The following is a 16,560-nucleotide window of genomic DNA, read 5'->3' on the forward strand; positions in this document are numbered from 1 at the left end:
CGGGGGTGGTGTCGGGCAGGGCGGTGTCGGGCCGGGGTGATTCGCGGCGGGAGCTGTCGACCTGTTAGCCTTAGCGCCGGCCCGCCCGGTGCAAGCCGGGTGGGACCGATGCTGGTACGCCAGCGGAGGGGCTGTGGCGCAGACCGGTAGCGCACCTCGTTCGCATCGAGGGGGTCAGGGGTTCAAATCCCCTCAGCTCCACCCAGTTCAAAGGCCGTTCCCCATGATGGGGACGGCCTTTTGATCGTGTGACTCTCCCACGGGCGGTAGCGGGGGGCGGCCACGGCGAGCGGGTTCACGTGTGTGGTTGGTCGACCGGGCAGGCGTACGCCGAACGGCCACCCAGCTTCCACACCCGCACGGGCGCGGCGCAACGCCGGCACGTCTGCCGCTTGTACACCCACCGCTCGCCCGGCACCAGCGGGTCGCTGACCACCTGCCCGACGTCCCGGCCGAGGGCCAGGTGGCGCACTGCGAGGTCCCACAGTCGCCGCGCCGTGGCCGGCCCCACACCCCTGGTGTCCGGGTCGAGGCCGGCGAGGAAGAGCAACTCGGCCCGCCAGGCGTTGCCGATGCCGGCCCAGATCGCCTGGTCGAGCACGGCGGCACCGACCGCGCCCCGCACGGCGACGAGCCGGCGTACCGCCTCCGCCGGGTCGGCGTCGGCGCGCAGCGGGTCCGGCCCGAGCGATTCGCGCAGCGCCCGCTCGCCGTCGGGCGGCAGCGGCTCGCACCGGATCGGGGCGATCAGGTCGTACGCGACGGCCGCCCCGGCCAGCCGGAGCCGCACCCCGGAGCGCGGGGCGGCGGCGGGGTCGTCGTACCGCAGGAACATCCCGCGCATGCCGAGGTGCACGTGCAGGGTCGGGCTGTCGTCCAGGTGGTAGAGCAGATGCTTGCCGTACGCCTCCACCGCGCGCAGCCGCCGTCTGTCGTACGGGCCGGGGTCGAAGCGGCCCTGCGGGCTGGAGACGGCCAGCACCTGCCCGGCGAGCGCGGCGTGCTGCTCGCGGGCGTACCGGTGGATCAGGTGCCCCTCGGGCACGTCAGCGGCCTGGGCGGCGGGTGGCGGGCACGGCGGTGGCTACCCGGCGGGAGTGGCCGAAAACTCCGGTCATCGGTGGAATGAGGGCGGTAGGCCCGTATTTGTACCTGTTCGTGACCCACGCCGTCCCTCCCTCGCGGCTGCTCGACATCCGGCGGATCTTCGCGGAGCCGGAGGCGGCCGCGCTCCCGCGTGGCCGGCAGGTGCTGGCCCGGTTCCCCGACGCCGAGATCGTCGAGATCGACAGCCACACCCGCATCGCCGAGCTGTACGGCGACGAGACGAACGTGGCCCGCTGGGTGCGGATCAAGACCGAGACCCTCGTGCTCGGAGTGAAGAAGTCGCTCACCGCCCGGCCCAACGGCCGATCCAGCGACTTCATCGCCCCGTCGACCGCGAACGGCTGCGCCATGGCGTGCGCCTACTGCTACGTGCCTCGTCGCGGCCGGCCGGGTGCGCGACGTGGCACGATCACGAAGGTGACCGGCAGCTCCGCTTCGGAACAGCGCCTGCGCGACCTCGCGCGGCTGCGTCGCGTCCGGGACCGGATGGATCGGGAGTACGCGCAACCGCTGGACGTCGAGGCGCTCGCCCGTGGCGTGAGCATGTCGGCCGGGCACCTCAGCCGCCAGTTCCGGCAGGCGTACGGCGAGTCTCCGTACGCCTATCTGATGACCCGGCGCATCGAGCGCGCGATGGCGCTGCTGCGGCGCGGCGACCTCAGCGTCACCGAGGTCTGCTTCGCGGTCGGCTGCGCCTCACTGGGCACCTTCAGCAGCCGCTTCACCGAACTGGTCGGCGTGCCGCCCAGCGTCTACCGGCGCCAGGCGGCGCAGGCGCACACGCACACGACCGAGGGGATTCCGCCGTGCTTGTCGAAGCAGGTGACCAGACCGGTCAGGAATCGAGAAGCGCTGGTCACGGAGCCGTAACTAGCCTGGCTGACATGGACATCACCATTCACTCGACCTTCCTGCCGCACACCGACGCCGACGCGTCGCTGGCCTTCTACCGCGACACTCTCGGCTTCGAGGTCCGCAACGACGTCGGTTACAGCGGGATGCGCTGGATCACGGTCGGCCCCGCCGGCCAGCCGGGCACGTCGATCGTCCTGCACCCGCCGGCCGCCGACCCCGGCATCACCGACGCCGAGCGCAGCACCATCGCCGAGCTGATGGCCAAGGGCAGCTACGCCAGCATCATCCTGGCCACCAGGGATCTCGACGGCGTCTTCACCCGCTTGCAGGCCGGCGACGCCGAGGTCGTCCAGGAGCCGACCGAGCAGCCGTACGGAGTGCGTGACTGCGCCTTCCGCGATCCCGCCGGCAACATGGTCCGCATCCAGGAGCTGCGCTGAGCGGCCCGGCGACCCGACGGCGGGCCCGTCCGACAGATGGAGACATGATGAGTACGGCCACGAGGGCGGCGCGGCGGTCGGCTGCGCCGCATCCCGCCGACGACCATGATCTGATCCGCGTGCACGGGGCGCGGGTGAACAACCTCCGGGACGTCAGCGTCGAGATCCCGAAGCGTCGGCTGACGGTGTTCACCGGTGTTTCCGGCTCCGGCAAGAGTTCGCTGGTGTTCAGCACGATCGCCGCCGAGTCCCAGCGGATGATCAACGAGACCTACAGCGCCTTCGTCCACGGCTTCATGCCGACGCTGGCACGCCCCGAGGTCGACGTCCTGGAAGGGCTGACGACCGCGATCATCGTGGATCAGCAGCGGCTGGGTGCCGATCCCCGCTCCACGGTCGGCACCGTCACGGACGCCAACGCGATGCTGCGCATCCTGTTCAGCCGCCTCGGGCAACCGCACATCGGCCCGCCCGGCGCGTACGCCTTCAACGTCGCCTCGGTCCAGGCGAGCGGGGCGATCACGGTCGAGCGTGGTGCCGGCAGGACCAGAGCCGTGAAGCAGACCTTCAGCCGCACCGGCGGCATGTGCCCGCGCTGCGAGGGTCGGGGGACGGTTTCCGACATCGACCTCAGTCAGCTCTACGACGACTCCAAGTCGCTCGCCGAGGGCGCGTTCACCATTCCCGGCTGGAAGTCGGACAACTTCTGGACGGTGCGGGTCTACGCCGAGTCGGGCTTCGTCGACCCCGACAAGCCGATCCGCGCGTACACGAAGAAGGAACTGCACGACTTCCTCTACAAGGAACCGGTCAAGGTGAAGGTCGACGGTGTCAACCTCACCTACGAGGGGCTGATCCCGAAGATCAAGAAGTCCTTCCTGGCCAAGGACAAGGAGGCGATGCAGCCGCACATCCGGGCGTTCGTCGAACGGGCGGTCACCTTCACCACCTGCCCCGACTGCGACGGCACCCGGCTCAGCGAGGCGGCCCGCTCCTCACGGATCAGCGGGATCAACATCGCGGACGCCTGCGCGATGCAGATCAGCGACCTCGCCGCCTGGGTGCGGGGCCTCGACGAGCCGACGGTCGCCCCGTTGCTCGCTGCGCTGCTGCACACCCTCGACTCGTTCGTGGAGATCGGGCTGGGATACCTCTCGCTCGACCGGCCGTCGGGCACCTTGTCGGGCGGTGAGGCGCAGCGCACCAAGATGATCCGCCACCTCGGGTCGGCGCTGACCGACGTCACCTACGTCTTCGACGAGCCCACCGTCGGGCTGCACCCGCACGACATCCAGCGGATGAACGACCTGCTGCTGCGGCTGCGGGACAAGGGCAACACGGTGCTCGTGGTGGAGCACAAGCCGGAGGTGGTCGCGATCGCCGACCACGTCGTCGACCTCGGCCCCGGGGCCGGCACGGCGGGCGGCACCGTCTGCTTCGAGGGCACCGTCGAGGGGTTGCGGACCAGCGGCACCGTCACCGGCCGGCATCTCGACGACCGGGCCACCCTCAAGGAGAAGGTGCGTACGCCCACCGGCACGCTGGAGATCCGGGGCGCGACGGCCCACAACCTGCGCGACGTCGACGTCGACATCCCGCTCGGGGTGCTCTGCGTGGTCACCGGCGTGGCGGGATCCGGCAAGAGTTCGCTCGTGCACGGGTCGATCCCCGGCGGGGCGGGGGTGGTGTCGGTCGACCAGGGTGCGATCCGTGGCTCGCGCCGCAGCAACCCGGCGACGTACACCGGTCTGCTCGATCCGGTCCGCAAGGCGTTCGCCAAGGCCAACGGCGTCAAGCCGGCCCTGTTCAGCGCCAACTCCGAGGGTGCCTGCCCCACCTGCAACGGTGCCGGTGTCATCTACACCGACCTGGCGATGATGGCCGGTGTCGCCACCACCTGCGAGGACTGTGCGGGCCGGCGGTTCCAGCCGGCGGTGCTGGAATACCGCCTCGGCGGCCGCGACATCAGCGAGGTGCTCGCGATGCCGGTGACCGAGGCCGGGGAGTTCTTCGGCTCCGGTGAGGCGCGTACGCCGGCCGCCCACGCCATCCTCGACCGGCTCGCCGACGTCGGGCTCGGCTACCTCACCCTCGGCCAGCCGCTCACCACGTTGTCGGGTGGCGAGCGGCAGCGGCTCAAGCTGGCCACCCACCTGGCCGACAAGGGCGGCGTCTACGTCCTCGACGAACCGACGGCCGGCCTGCACCTCGCCGACGTCGAGCAACTGCTCGGCCTGCTCGACCGGCTGGTCGACGCCGGCAAGTCGGTCATCGTGGTCGAGCACCACCTGGCGGTCGTGGCGCACGCCGACTGGATCATCGACCTCGGTCCCGGCGCCGGCCACGACGGCGGCCGGATCGTCTTCGAGGGCACCCCCGCCGACCTCGTCGCCGCCCGCTCCACCCGCACCGGCGAGCACCTCGCTGCCTACGTCGGCACCAGCGGTTGAGACCGCCGGAGGTGCCGTGGCCCAGCCGGTCCGGATCTGGCGGCACGCCGCGACGGCGGTGACCACCCACGGGCCGGGCCGGTGGCCGCGTACCCCTGCGGGTGCGCGGCCACCGGGCCTGCGTCAGCGGCGCGCGGGCCTTCTGGTCAGCGCGAACCCGACGACACCCGCGACCGCCGCGAGCACCCCGCCCGCGGTGGTCCAGATCCACCGTGAGCCGGCGTCGGGCAGCCAGGCCGTGAAGCTGAACTCCTCGTCGTCGGCCTCCGCGGCGGCGGTCGGTTCGCCGGCCAGCACCTGCCCCGCCCTGGTGTTCGGCACCAGCGGTGCGGCGAGTTCCCCGTCCTCGCGGGACGCGCCGCCCTCGCCGTCGGCGGAGACCAGCAGCTCCACGTCGACCGGCTGGCCCAGGTCGGCCTCGGGCAGGTCGGTGACGGCCAGCCTGACGTAGTAGGTGCCGGGCAGCGGGTCGGCGGACCACGGCTCGGCCCAGGGGCGAACCTGGCGGAGCGTGCAGCCCAGGGCCACGCTGGTCGCGGCGGCCGTGGCGGTCGGGGTCTGTGCCCCGGCGGTGCACGCCTGCCGGCGGCGCAGCCCGTCGAAGACGTCGACGGTCCAGGTGGACGCGCCGCTGCGGCCCTTGCCGAAGGTGACGGTCGCGGTGATCTCGTGGGTCTGTCCGGCCGCCGCCGGGAACGACCAGTACAGGTGCTCGCCCGTCGACGCGCCGACCCGCACGGGCTGGCCGGCGGCGACGGTGGTGGCGGTGAGGAACGACGTGCCGGCCTTGGTGACGGTGGTCGCACCGGGCGAGGGGGTGGGCGCGGCCAGAGCCGTGCCCGGCGTCAGCGGCAGGCCGGCGGCGAGCAGCGTGGCGACCCAGACGGGGGTACGCATCTCAGTTCTCCCTCCACGTGGCGACCCACCAGCGGGTGAGCAGCCCGGCGAGCAGGCCGGTGAGCAGACCCGCCAGGGTCAGCAGGAGCAGCAGCGTCCAGCCCCGGCCGAGATCCGGCCCGTCCGGGGCGGGGGACGCGGCGACCACGTCGACGGTCAATTCGATCGGCATGCCGGGGCTGGTCTCGGTGCCCGGCCGGGGAGCGAGCGAGTTGCTGACCACCAGGCAGACGACGGCCGGCGCGGCGGCGCTGGCGCCCGGTGTCGGCCCCGCCTCGTCGGGTTCGGCCCCGTCGGGTTCGGCCTCGGCACCCGACCAGCGCAGACCCGCCGAGACGACGTCGGTACGCCCGCTGCCCGCGTCCACGCCCCGTACCAGTTCCCGCCCGTCGGGAGCGGTGGCTCGCAGCAGCACCCCGTGGTCGGGGTTCACCGGCCGGTCGACGGCCAGGCTGACCGAGGCGCGCAGCTCCTGCCCGGCCCGCACCGGCACCCGGTACCAGCGGTGCTCCGAGAACTTCTCCCGGTCCGTGTAGACACCGGGGGCGAGCAGGGGCGCACCCGCGCATGCCGCCGAGCCGTCGACCTGGGCGGGGGTCGCCGTGTACGTGTCACGGGCCCGGTCGACGAGCTGCTTGATCCGCCCGGTCAGCTCGTCGGCGCTCTGCGCCGCCGTGTACGTCCCGCCGGTGGCGGCGGCGATGCACAGCAGCTGCCGGCGTACCTTCTCGTCAGGGGCCAGGCCGAGGGTGTCGACCACCAGCCGGGTCCCCTGCGCGGCCAGTTCCCGGGCGACCTCGCACGGGTCCGGCGGGGCGCAGGTGTCCTCCCCGTCGGTGATCAGCACGATCCGCCGGGCGGTGCTGCCGGTGCCGAGATCCTTCGCGGCCTCCCGCAACGCCAGCCCGACGGGCGTGAACCCGGTCGGGCGCAGGGTGGCCACCGCTGCCTTTGCCCGCACCCGGTCCACCGGGCCGACCGGCACGATCTGCTGGGTGTCCCGGCAGCCCTGGGCCTTGTCCTTGCCCGGGTAGGTCGCGCCGAGCACCCGGATGCCGAGCTGGGTGCCGTCGGGCAACGCGTCGACCACCTCGCCGAACGCCTGCTGCGCCACGTCGATGCGGCTGCGCCCGTCGATGTCGCGGGCCCGCATCGAGCCGCTGACGTCGAGCACCAGCTCGACCTTCGGCGGCTCGGCGGGGGTCTCGTCCGGCTCGTCGCGGGCCGCGGCGGGCGCCGGACCGGTCAGTGCGGCGGCAGCCAGGAGTCCGAGGACGACGGCTGCCGATCGTCTCTTGTTGATCACCGGGGGCAGTGTAGTGACGTCCACTCTGGACGATCATCGGGGTGCGCCACCGACGCCGGACCCGCGCCGACGTGACCGTGCCCACCCCTGGCCCGGTCAGGGCTGCCAGGAACCCTCGGTCTTGAAGTTGTGCCGGTACTCCAGCGTGCCCTTGTCGTCGGTAACGTCGAAGGCCAGCGTGCCCGCCCGCTTGCTGCCGGCGCGCAGGTTGGTGCCGGAGCTGAGCGGATCGCCGCAGCCGGCGAAGATGCCAGCCAGCCCGTTGGTCGTGGTGCCGTCGTCGGCCACCCACTCGAAGAAGAACGGATTGATCGAACTGGTGCCCGTGGTGATCGTGGCGGTCACCTCGGCGATCAGGTAGAGCCCCTTCTTCGGCTTCGGGGAGAAGGACAGGCAGCCCTCCTTGACGGTACGGAAGCTCGTCACCGTGATCTCGATCGTGCCCTTGTCGTCCTCGATGATCAGGGTGTCGCCGGGCTTCATGCCGAAGGTCTCGCCCTGCGTGGCCGGGCGGGAGGGCTCACCGCCGCGCGGGGTCGGGGCGTCGCCGGGCGCGTCACGGGCAGGGCCCGGGGTGGGAAGCGCCTCGGCGGCCTCGTTGGCAGCCCGGCCGGCGACGAGGAGGGCGGCCACGCCGCCGGCGCAGCAGAGCAGCGCGACCACGACCGCCACGATCGCGATGATCAGGCCGGTCTTCTTCCCGCCCCCGCTCTTCGCGACCGGCGGATAGCCCGGTGCACCCGCAGGCGGGTAGCCAGGGCCGGGGTGACCGGCCTGGGGAGGACCGGGCGGGTACGGGGCACCCGAGGTGGGCGGGTAGTGGGGGCCGCCGGAGGTCGGCGGGTAGTGCGGGGCACCCGAGGTGGGCGGGTACGGCGCACCCGAGGTAGGTGGGTGATGCGGGGCGCCCGAGGTCGGGGGTTGCGGTGCGCCCGACACCGGTCCCCACGGTTGCCCGGACACCGGGGGTTGCGGTGCGCCCGACACCGGTCCCCACGGTTGCCCGGACACCGGGGGTTGCGGTGCGCCGGACACCGGTCCCCACGGTTGCCCGGACACGGGGGGTTGCGGTGCGCCGGACACGGGCGGCGGGGGAGGGGCCCAGCGATCGTCCGGCGACGGCGCGGCCCACGGGTCGTCGCCCTCGGCCGGCGACTGGGCGGCCGCCCAGGGGTCGCTCGGGGCATCGGTGGCCCACGGGTTGGCCTGGGCCCTGCCGGGGGCGGGCTGCCCGACCGGCGGCAGCGGCGTCCACGGATCCCCGGGCATCCCCGCCGTCGGTGCGGGCGGCTGGGCTGCCGGCGGCTGCGGTGCGCCGGACACGGGCGGCCGTGGTGCACCTGACGTCGGGGCACCCGAGGTGGGAGCGGCCGGCTGCGGCGGCGTCGGGGGGTGCGGCTGCTGCCCCGGGTGGGGCTGGTGGGGGTCCTGCGGGTGGCTCACCGTGCTCCTCGACGTGTGGCGACAGCGCGAACCGCCTGACGCTACCGTGCGCCCCCGCCGCCTGGCGCCCGCCGTCGGGGGGAGGCGCGGGTCAGCCGAGCAGCAGCGCAGCGGCCGTACGGACAAGGGTGGCATCGACCGCGAACCGTCCGGCCACCACCGGCGGCGGGTCGACCACGGGCGACTCGGCGAGACGGGCGGGGGCGATCCGGGCCAGGAACGTCCCGGCGTCGGGGTCGATCTCCACCAGAGCGTCGTGGAAGTCCAGCCAGGTGCCCACCAGCGGGTGCCAGACCTTGTAGACGGTCTCCTTGGCGCTGAACAGCACCGTCGGCCACGAGGTGCCCGCCGGCAGCCGGGCGCACCGGTCGTCCTCCTCCGGCAGGCAGATCAGCCGGCGGACGTCCGGCGTGAGGTCACGATGTCGTTCGGCGTCCAGGCCGACCGCCCGGACCTGTGCGGCCCGGGCCGCCGCCGCCGCACAGTAGCCACGGGTGTGGGTGATGGCCCCGACCACGCCCGCCGGCCACACCGGCGAGCGGTCCTCGGCGGAGGGCACGGCCACCGGGGGGAGGCCGAGGGCGCCCATCGCCCGGCGGGCGCAGACCCGACCGGCGGTGAAGTCGCGCCGCCGGCTCTCCACCGCGCGGGGGCTGAGGCAGTCCCGTTCGGCGGGAAGCAGGTCACCCGTCCAGTCGGCCGGGCCGGCCACCGCCACGGCCACCGCCGGGGGCAGCAGGTCATGCACCGTGGCCTCCCCGGAGGTACGCCAAACGGGCGTCGGCGGTCGGGCGTGACGCGTGCGGGTGGGTGGGGTGGGGCGACGGCGTCGGGGCGGCCATGGTTGGTCAACGTACCGCAACGATGTGACATCGGAGGGTCCGTGGACGCTGTAGGCGTCGTTACCAGCAGTGCGGCGATCGGTCGCTGTCGACGGACGGTGTCCACCCGGGACCGGGCGGGCCGGGAGGGAAGAGCGATGGCGGCGGATCGTTCGGAGGGCGGCGCGGCTCGGCCCGGTGACCACGCCCCGCTGACCCCCGGCTGGGCGTGCGACACCTGCGGCGAGGAGTGGCCCTGCGCCCCGAAGCGTGACCTGTTGCTGGCGGAGTACCGGCGGGACCGGGCGATGCTCAGCGTCTACCTGGGCGCGTGCCTGGCCGCCGCGACCCAGGACCTGCACGTCGGGGGTCCGGCCACGGTCACCTGTCTCCAGCAGCGGTTCATCGGCTGGCTACCCCGGCGGGCGAAGGGCTTCTGAGTCGGTACGCGGGTGGGCGGACGGCCGCCTGCCGTCCGCCCCGCATCGTCAGTACGCGTGGGTGACCGTGATCGTGACGTTGGAGCAGGAGTTGGCGAGGCTCGTCAGGGTGTTCTTCTCGGCGCTGTTGACGCTGAGCCGCCACCGGGTCTTCACCGCCGCCCACTCGCCCACGTAGCGGCACCGCTGGTTCGTCGGCAGCCACTCCGCCGGGTCCTGGTCCCCCTTGGCCTGGTTGACGTTGTCGGTGACGGCGACCAGGGAACGGACGTCGCCCAGGTCGTTGGCGAACGCCTGGCGGCGTGAGGTGGTCCAGTTCCGCGCCCCCGAGTCCCATGCCTCGGCCAGCGGCACCAGGTGGTCGATGTCCAGGTCGGACGGCTGGGTCCAGTAGACGTTGTCGTAGTACGAGTACCAGCGCCCGCCGGTGAGGTAGCAGCCGGAGCCGACACTCGGGCGGGTGGTGGCCTCGGCGATGAGCACCTCGTACCGCGTGTTGCAGCCGTCTCGGTCGGCGTCGATCCAGTGGGGGAAGAGGTCCCGGCTGTAGCCGGTGCGGACCTCGGTGGACACCGGCAGGTTGGCGACGAGGGTGCGCAGCGGCACCGAGATGGTGGCGGCGTGGGCGGGGGCGGCGCCGCCGAGTGCGGCGGCGGTCACGGCGGCCAGCAGGCCACCGATCCAGCGGAGGGGGCGGGTCATCGCGGGACTCCATCTGTCGGGTGGGTGTGACGACAGTGCAGTGGCGCCGGGTGTTGGCGGATTCGCCTCCGGGTGACCGGAAAGCGAAATCAATCGATACGATGGGGGAACTGGTGGCCCGGTGGCAAGAGGCTCCGTGGCGGGTGTGGTGCGCTGTCCGTCCGGGCCCCTCGCGATCGCCTCGCGGCGCAAAGTGCGCGAAAGGGCACCGAGCGGTGACCGTCGGACGGGCACCGTCCGACCGGGCGCGGATCGTCGGAAATCTGACCCGCGCCGCCCCGTTGTGCCTCTGGTCGAGGCTGGCTAAGCTTCAGGTGCGCGCCCCAATCGCCCGCTTCCCCCGTGGCAGGCGATCGGGGCGCGTCTTACTTTTCGCGAAGGGCCCGCACGCCGGTCGGCGTACTGGCCCTTCGTGCTGTCACCCACGTGGCGACGGCGGTCCGGCGGGTGGCCCGCCGGGACCGTCGCGTCAGATCCAGCGGCCGTCGAGCCACATCCGCGCCGACCACTCCGCGTACGGCAGCAGGGTGCCGACGAAGACCGGATAGAAGTACGCGAAGCAGAGCGCCACCAGCGACACGTACGCCCCGGCGATCACCCCGCCGACCAGCCGGCGGTCCCGGGTCGCCTGTTCGTCCACGACGGCGGCCGGGCCGTCCGGCGGCCCCGCCGGCGACACGATCGCCCCGAGCACGTAGACCACGGCCAGCACCAGGAACGGCAGGGCGGGCGCGGCGTAGAAGGAGAACATCGTGCGCCCCTGGAGGGCGAACCAGAACCAGGGCAGCAGGCCGGCGGCCACCGGCAGCAGGATCGCCCCGGCGCGCCAGTCCCGCCGGGCCAGGCCCAGCCAGGCCACCGCCGCCAACGCCGGCAGGAACGACCACCACAGCAGCGGGGTGCCGAGCAGCAGGATCTCCGCCGCGCAGCTGGACGCCCCGCACGACCCGTCGCCCGACCAGTAGAACGCCACCGGCCGACCCAGCAGCAACCACTGCCACGGCCAGGACTGGTACTTGTGCGAGTCGTCGAGCTGGTTGTGGAAGCCCAGCGCGGCGGAGTGGTATTCCCACAGGTTGCCCAGTGCGCCGATCACCGGCGTGTCGCTCAGCCCGGAGTTCGGATAGCGCTCGGCGAGCCGGTAGTAGCCGTCGTCGCCGAGCAGCCAGCCCGACCAGGTGGCCACGTAGGTGACCGCGATCAGCACGCCGGCCAGCACCAGCCAGGGCACCTCGTCGAGAAGGGTGTCCCGCCACGGGCGGCGTACCCCGGCCGAGCGGCGGACGCCGACCTGCCACAGCACGGCCAGCAGGGCGAACGCCGGCACGAAGTACAGGGCGCTCCACTTCACCGCGAAGGCGCAGCCCAGCAGTACCCCCGTCGCCAGCCGCCACCAGGGCCACGTACGCCAGCCGCCGGCCGGACGCCCGGCCCGGCCCGGCGCCGTGGGGTCGAGGCCCGCGTCGAGCGCCCGGGCCCACCGCCGTCGGCTGGCGTCCCGGTCGAGCACGAGGGCACCGAACGCGGCCAGCACGAAGAAGAGCAGGAAGATGTCCAGCAGTGCGGTGCGCGACAGCACCAGGTGGAAGCCGTCCAGCGCGAGCAGCAGACCCGCCGCGCAGCCCAGCACCGTCGAGTGGAACAGCCGGCGTCCGATTCGCACCAGCAGCAGCACCGACAGGGTGCCGATCAGCGCCGCCGAGAAGCGCCAGCCGAACTCCGGCGCGGTGGTCGTCAGGGCGCCGGGCACCGAGATGCCGTGCTCGGCGTCGGAGTAGCCGAAGGCCCACTCGCCGAGCCCGATGAGCCACTTGCCCAGCGGCGGGTGGACGACGTACGACGGGCCGCCGTCCTTGTAGTTCCACTCGACGCCCTTGTCGACCAGCCCCCAGGCGTCCCGCGCGTAGTAGACCTCGTCGAAGATCTTGCCCGGTGGGTGGCTCAGCCCGACGAACCGCAGGATCGCCGCGACGGCCACCACGAAGCCGGTGGCCAGCCAGGAGCGGCCGTCCAGGCGGGCGTCGACGGTGGCCAGCCGGCGGCGTACCACCCCGGCCACCCCGCCTCCGGCCGGGCCGGCACCGGCGGAAGAACCCCCGGCCACGCCGCCACCGGCACCGGGAGAACCCCCGGGCCCGTCGCCCGGCGGCTGCTGCGCCGCCGGCTCGCCCGCGCTCGCGCTCTGTGCTGTCGACGCACTCGTCACCCGGCGATCGTAGGCTGAGAAGGTGCCCGGTGGCGTCCACCGTCCCCGATACCGGTACGAACGTCGATGAAGGAGTGCCGATCCGTGGGTGACATGTCCGATAACGGAGGATTGGTTCTCCTGGGTGCGCCGCTCGGCAACCCCGCCGACGCCTCGACCCGCCTCCGGGAGGTGCTCGCCGTCGCCGACGTGGTGGCCGCCGAGGACACCCGCCGGCTCACCCGGCTCGCCCGGGACCTCGACGTGACGATCCCCGGCCGGATCGTCTCCTACTTCGAGGGCAACGAGGAACGACGTACCCCCGAACTGGTCGACGTGCTCGCCGCCGGATACCAGGTCGCGCTGGTCACCGACGGCGGCATGCCCAGCGTCTCCGACCCCGGCTACCGGCTGGTCCGGGCGGCACTCGACGCCGGCGTGCCGGTCACCGCCGCCCCGGGCCCCAGCGCGGTGACCACCGCCCTGGCGCTGTCCGGGCTGCCCTGCGACCGGTTCTGCTTCGAGGGGTTCCTGCCGCGCACCCCGGGTGCCCGCCGCGCCCGGCTGCGCGCCCTCGCCACCGAGGAACGCACCCTCGTGCTGTTCGAGGCGCCGCACCGGGTGGCGGCGGCGCTGGCTGACCTGGCCGCTGCGTTCGGCGACGACCGGCCCGCCGCGCTCTGCCGCGAACTGACCAAGACGTACGAGGAGGTGCTCCGCCGCCCCCTCGGGTACCTGGCCCGCTGGGCCGCGGAGGGGCAGCCGCGCGGCGAGATCACCCTCGTGGTGGCCGGTGCCCCGGCGGCTGCCGCCGAGCGACCCGACGACGACACGCTGCGCGCGGCGGTCGCCGCCCGCGAGGCCGCCGGCCTGACCCGCCGCGACGCGATCACCGAGGTCGCCACCGAGTACGACCTGCGCCGCCGCGACGTCTACACGATCGTCCACGCCTGAGCGCCCCCCGCACCGAACGAGCGGCGGCCCGGATCGGGCGCGCAGCCCCGGCGGCGGTCACCTGGCGGCCGTCACCAGGCGGCGGCGAGGAAACCGGCGGTGATCAGCAGGGGAGCCGTCACCGCGACCCCCACCGCCCAGCGGCGGTGCCGGGGGTCCGGCAGTCGGGTGGCCCCCGTCGCGCGGGCCACCCCGACCCCGCAGCCCACCACCGCCAACAGGCCGAGCAGCCAGCGCAGGTGGGCCCCGGCCCCGTCGTCGGCGTACGCGGTGCCGCCGTCCGGGCCGGTCATCCGCGCCGCCAGCCGCGCCCCCGGGACCGCCCGGTCACCCGGCACGCCGCTGACCCGCACCCCGTGTGCCAGGAAACCGTCGTCGGCGGCCCGGAAGATGCCCCGGCACCGCTGGGTCAGCCCACCCCCGGAGCAGTCCAGCACCACCACCGTGCCCGGCCGGGCGTGCCCCACCGCGATCCAGAACGGTTCGGCGCTGACCCAGGAGAAGAACGCCCCGGCCAGGCTCAGCGCCAGCAGGGCGGCCAGACCGCGTACCGGCTCCGGTGGGTGGGTCGCCCGTCGCGGCCGGACCCGTCGTGGCAGCCACCGCCGCCACCGGTCGGTCCCGGTGCGTGTCTCCTCGCGAACCGGGGTGCCGTCCCAGTGCACCTCCTCGATGGGCGCCCAGAACACGCCACCGTCGTCGTCCGGCGTACCCACCTCCCCACCACGGTCGCGGCGCACGCGCAGCGGCACCCGACGGGGCAGGGCGTCGACCGGCGCGCCCGTCGTCGGCTCCACCCGCGTCGCCGGGCCCGCCGCGTCGGGCGGCTGCCCCGGCGGGGCGGGCACCGCCCGGGGGTGGGGGGCCACCGCGCCGGACCGCGCCGGGTCGGGGCACCCGTCGGTGGGAAAGGGCCCGCCCTCGTGGTCCGGGGCGGCTCGTCTGCCAGTCACGGATGTCATTGCACACCGTGACCGGAGCGCGGCAGGGCAGGTCACGCCGCGTGTCGGCGACAAATCGGACCAGCTCGCGGGGGTGGTCGACCGCATCGCCGGCCCGTTGGGCCTGTTGGTTCGCAGCCGCCCGGCACGGGTCACTAGGCTTGCTGGTCATGAGTCACGTTCTCGCCGCGGTTGCCTGGCCGTACGCCAACGGCCCGCGCCACATCGGCCATGTCTCCGGTTTCGGCGTTCCCTCCGACGTCTTCGCCCGGTACATGCGCATGGCCGGGCACGACGTGCTCATGGTCTCCGGCACCGACGAGCACGGCACCCCGATCCAGGTGCAGGCCGACGCCGAGGGGGTGACCCCGCGCGAGCTGGCCGACCGCTACAACCGGGTGATCGCCGAGGACCTGAAGGCGCTGGGGCTGTCGTACGACCTGTTCACCCGCACCACCACCCGCAACCACCACGCCGTGGTGCAGGAGCTGTTCACCGGGCTGCACCGCAACGGCTACATCGTCCCCAGGATCACCACCGGGGCGATCTCGCCGTCGACCGGCCGCACCCTGCCCGACCGCTACATCGAGGGCACCTGCCCGATCTGCGGCTACGACAGCGCCCGCGGCGACCAGTGCGACAACTGCGGCAACCAGCTCGACCCCGTCGACCTGGTCAACCCCACCTCGAAGATCAACGGGGAGACGCCGGAGTTCGTCGAGACCGAACACTTCTTCCTCGACCTGCCGGCGCTGGCCGACGCGCTGCGCCGCTGGCTCGACACCCGTGAGGGCTGGCGGCCCAACGTGCTGCGCTTCTCGCGCAACCTGCTCGACGACCTCCAGCCCCGGGCCATCACCCGCGACCTCGAGTGGGGCGTGCCGATCCCCCTCGACGGCTGGCGTGAGCGCGGCGACAAGCGGATCTACGTGTGGTTCGACGCGGTGATCGGCTACCTGTCCGCGTCCATCGAATGGGCCCGCCGCACCGGCGACCCGGACGCCTGGCGCAACTGGTGGTCGGCCGACGCCGAGGGCAAGGACGCCCAGGGCCACTACTTCATGGGCAAGGACAACATCGTCTTCCATTCGGTGATCTGGCCGGCCCTGCTCGGCGGCTACTCCGGCGAGGGCACCCACGACGGCGAACCCGGTCAGCTGGGCCGGCTCAACCTGCCCACCGAGGTCGTCTCCAGCGAGTACCTGACCATGGAGGGACGCAAGTTCTCCTCCTCCCGCAAGGTCGTCATCTACGTCCGGGACTTCCTGCAACGCTACGACGCCGACGCGTTGCGCTACTTCATCGCCGTCGCCGGGCCGGAGAGCAACGACACCGACTTCACCTGGGCCGAGTTCCTGCGCCGCAACAACGACGAACTGGTCGCCGGCTGGGGCAACCTGGTCAACCGGTCGGTGTCCATGGCGGCGAAGAACTTCGGAGCCATCCCGCCCGTCGGGGAGGCCGGGCTCACCGAGGCGGACGAGGCCCTGCTCGCCACCGCCCGGGCCGGCTTCGCCGTCGTCGGCGACCTGATCGCCCGGCACCGGCAGAAGCAGGCCATCGGCGAGGCCATGAAGGTCGTCGCCGAGGCCAACAGGTACCTGTCCGAACAGGCCCCGTGGAAGCTCAAGGGCGCCGACGACAAACCGCGGATGGGCACCATCCTGCACGTCGCCCTCCAGGTGGTCAGCGACGCCAACACGCTGCTCACCCCGTTCCTGCCGCACTCCGCCCAGAAGATCCACGAGCTGCTCGGCGGCACCGGCGTGCACGCCCCGATGCCCGTGCTCGAAGAGGTGGACGACCTCGACGGCGGGCCCGCGTACCCGGTGCTCACCGGCGACTACGCGGTCGGGGCGCGCTGGGAGTCCGTACCCCTGGAGGCCGGCCGGCCCCTCGCGGCGCCCACGCCGGTCTTCCGCAAGCTCGACCCGTCGATCGTCGACGAGGAACTGGCCCGGCTCGCCGGCTGACCCGACCGCGACCGGCGGCCCCCGGGACCACCCGGGGGCCGCCCTC

Annotated in this window: 14 protein-coding genes, 1 tRNA gene and 1 pseudogene; 8 read left to right on the top strand and 8 right to left on the bottom strand. The window is 73.4% G+C overall.

Going from position 1 to position 16,560, the window contains the following annotated elements:
• The first annotated feature begins 127 nt into the window (after positions 1 to 127).
• Positions 128 to 201 (top strand) — tRNA-Ala (locus GA0070616_RS16730).
• Between the two features lie 94 nt (positions 202 to 295).
• Here GA0070616_RS16730 and GA0070616_RS16735 read toward each other — a convergent pair.
• Positions 296 to 1,045 carry a DNA-formamidopyrimidine glycosylase family protein gene (locus GA0070616_RS16735; protein WP_091083134.1) on the bottom strand — a complete coding sequence of 250 codons (750 nt, stop codon included), beginning with the start codon at positions 1,043 to 1,045 and terminating at the stop codon, positions 296 to 298.
• Between the two features lie 80 nt (positions 1,046 to 1,125).
• Between GA0070616_RS16735 and GA0070616_RS29335 the strand changes: the two are divergent.
• From GA0070616_RS29335 to GA0070616_RS16750, 4 genes and pseudogenes are all read left to right on the top strand, one after another.
• Positions 1,126 to 1,467, top strand: a pseudogene (locus GA0070616_RS29335) (spore photoproduct lyase family protein); the annotation flags it as partial.
• A 126-nt stretch (positions 1,468 to 1,593) separates the two neighbouring features.
• Entirely contained in the window at positions 1,594 to 1,977 is a 384-nt protein-coding gene (locus tag GA0070616_RS28480) for a helix-turn-helix transcriptional regulator (protein WP_245712986.1), read from the top strand.
• A 14-nt stretch (positions 1,978 to 1,991) separates the two neighbouring features.
• The gene (locus tag GA0070616_RS16745) at positions 1,992 to 2,402 is read left to right on the top strand and encodes a VOC family protein (protein ID WP_091083137.1); all 411 of its coding nucleotides are present in this window, start codon (positions 1,992 to 1,994) and stop codon (positions 2,400 to 2,402) included.
• Positions 2,403 to 2,449: 47 nt separating this feature from the next.
• Positions 2,450 to 4,852 carry an ATP-binding cassette domain-containing protein gene (locus GA0070616_RS16750; RefSeq protein ID WP_091090967.1) on the top strand — a complete coding sequence of 801 codons (2,403 nt, stop codon included), beginning with the start codon at positions 2,450 to 2,452 and terminating at the stop codon, positions 4,850 to 4,852.
• 123 nt (positions 4,853 to 4,975) lie between these two features.
• Here the strand turns inward: GA0070616_RS16750 and GA0070616_RS16755 are convergent, their stop codons facing one another.
• From GA0070616_RS16755 to GA0070616_RS16770, 4 genes are all read right to left on the bottom strand, one after another.
• Positions 4,976 to 5,749, bottom strand: a complete 774-nt coding sequence (locus GA0070616_RS16755; RefSeq protein ID WP_091083140.1) for a peptidase — start codon at positions 5,747 to 5,749, stop codon at positions 4,976 to 4,978.
• Between the two features lies 1 nt (position 5,750).
• Positions 5,751 to 7,055, bottom strand: coding sequence for a VWA domain-containing protein (locus GA0070616_RS16760; protein ID WP_091083144.1), 1,305 nt, complete (start codon positions 7,053 to 7,055; stop codon positions 5,751 to 5,753).
• Positions 7,056 to 7,151: 96 nt separating this feature from the next.
• Entirely contained in the window at positions 7,152 to 7,727 is a 576-nt protein-coding gene (locus GA0070616_RS28895; RefSeq protein ID WP_245712809.1) for a DUF4352 domain-containing protein, read from the bottom strand.
• An 862-nt stretch (positions 7,728 to 8,589) separates the two neighbouring features.
• Positions 8,590 to 9,246: a 4'-phosphopantetheinyl transferase family protein gene (locus GA0070616_RS16770; protein ID WP_091083152.1), complete on the bottom strand. Its 657-nt coding sequence runs from the start codon at positions 9,244 to 9,246 to the stop codon at positions 8,590 to 8,592.
• Positions 9,247 to 9,477: 231 nt separating this feature from the next.
• On the opposite strand from GA0070616_RS16770, the gene GA0070616_RS16775 reads away from it, so the two are divergent.
• Positions 9,478 to 9,759, top strand: coding sequence for a hypothetical protein (locus tag GA0070616_RS16775; protein ID WP_091083155.1), 282 nt, complete (start codon positions 9,478 to 9,480; stop codon positions 9,757 to 9,759).
• Between the two features lie 48 nt (positions 9,760 to 9,807).
• Here GA0070616_RS16775 and GA0070616_RS16780 read toward each other — a convergent pair whose 3' ends face one another.
• The gene (locus tag GA0070616_RS16780; RefSeq protein WP_091083159.1) at positions 9,808 to 10,461 is read right to left on the bottom strand and encodes an HNH endonuclease family protein; all 654 of its coding nucleotides are present in this window, start codon (positions 10,459 to 10,461) and stop codon (positions 9,808 to 9,810) included.
• Positions 10,462 to 10,930: 469 nt separating this feature from the next.
• Positions 10,931 to 12,565, bottom strand: coding sequence for a dolichyl-phosphate-mannose--protein mannosyltransferase (locus tag GA0070616_RS16785; RefSeq protein WP_245712987.1), 1,635 nt, complete (start codon positions 12,563 to 12,565; stop codon positions 10,931 to 10,933).
• Positions 12,566 to 12,733: 168 nt separating this feature from the next.
• Between GA0070616_RS16785 and rsmI the strand changes: the two genes are divergently transcribed.
• Positions 12,734 to 13,600, top strand: a complete 867-nt coding sequence (gene rsmI / locus GA0070616_RS16790; RefSeq protein WP_425412955.1) for a 16S rRNA (cytidine(1402)-2'-O)-methyltransferase — start codon at positions 12,734 to 12,736, stop codon at positions 13,598 to 13,600.
• A gap of 71 nt (positions 13,601 to 13,671) precedes the next feature.
• Here the strand turns inward: rsmI and GA0070616_RS16795 are convergent, their stop codons facing one another.
• Complete coding sequence (locus tag GA0070616_RS16795) at positions 13,672 to 14,562, bottom strand: hypothetical protein (RefSeq protein ID WP_245712810.1); 891 nt, start codon at positions 14,560 to 14,562, stop codon at positions 13,672 to 13,674.
• A gap of 149 nt (positions 14,563 to 14,711) precedes the next feature.
• Between GA0070616_RS16795 and metG the strand changes: the two genes are divergently transcribed.
• Positions 14,712 to 16,514, top strand: a complete 1,803-nt coding sequence (gene metG / locus GA0070616_RS16800) for a methionine--tRNA ligase (RefSeq protein WP_091083168.1) — start codon at positions 14,712 to 14,714, stop codon at positions 16,512 to 16,514.
• Positions 16,515 to 16,560: the final 46 nt, after the last annotated feature.

The organism is Micromonospora nigra (genome assembly GCF_900091585.1).
Taxonomy (GTDB): domain Bacteria; phylum Actinomycetota; class Actinomycetes; order Mycobacteriales; family Micromonosporaceae; genus Micromonospora; species Micromonospora nigra.

What these genes read in the sequence shown, in the direction of transcription:
- GA0070616_RS16755 (WP_091083140.1), bottom strand. Translation starts at nt 5,749, where the DNA reads ATGCGTACCCCCGTCTGGGTCGCCACGCTGCTCGCCGCCGGCCTGCCG.
- GA0070616_RS28480 (WP_245712986.1), top strand. Translation starts at nt 1,594, where the DNA reads ATGGATCGGGAGTACGCGCAACCGCTGGACGTCGAGGCGCTCGCCCGT.
- GA0070616_RS16775 (WP_091083155.1), top strand. Translation starts at nt 9,478, where the DNA reads ATGGCGGCGGATCGTTCGGAGGGCGGCGCGGCTCGGCCCGGTGACCAC.
- metG (WP_091083168.1), top strand. Translation starts at nt 14,712, where the DNA reads ATGAGTCACGTTCTCGCCGCGGTTGCCTGGCCGTACGCCAACGGCCCG.
- rsmI (WP_425412955.1), top strand. Translation starts at nt 12,734, where the DNA reads ATGAAGGAGTGCCGATCCGTGGGTGACATGTCCGATAACGGAGGATTG.
- GA0070616_RS16750 (WP_091090967.1), top strand. Translation starts at nt 2,450, where the DNA reads ATGAGTACGGCCACGAGGGCGGCGCGGCGGTCGGCTGCGCCGCATCCC.
- GA0070616_RS16795 (WP_245712810.1), bottom strand. Translation starts at nt 14,562, where the DNA reads ATGACATCCGTGACTGGCAGACGAGCCGCCCCGGACCACGAGGGCGGG.
- GA0070616_RS16745 (WP_091083137.1), top strand. Translation starts at nt 1,992, where the DNA reads ATGGACATCACCATTCACTCGACCTTCCTGCCGCACACCGACGCCGAC.
- GA0070616_RS16780 (WP_091083159.1), bottom strand. Translation starts at nt 10,461, where the DNA reads ATGACCCGCCCCCTCCGCTGGATCGGTGGCCTGCTGGCCGCCGTGACC.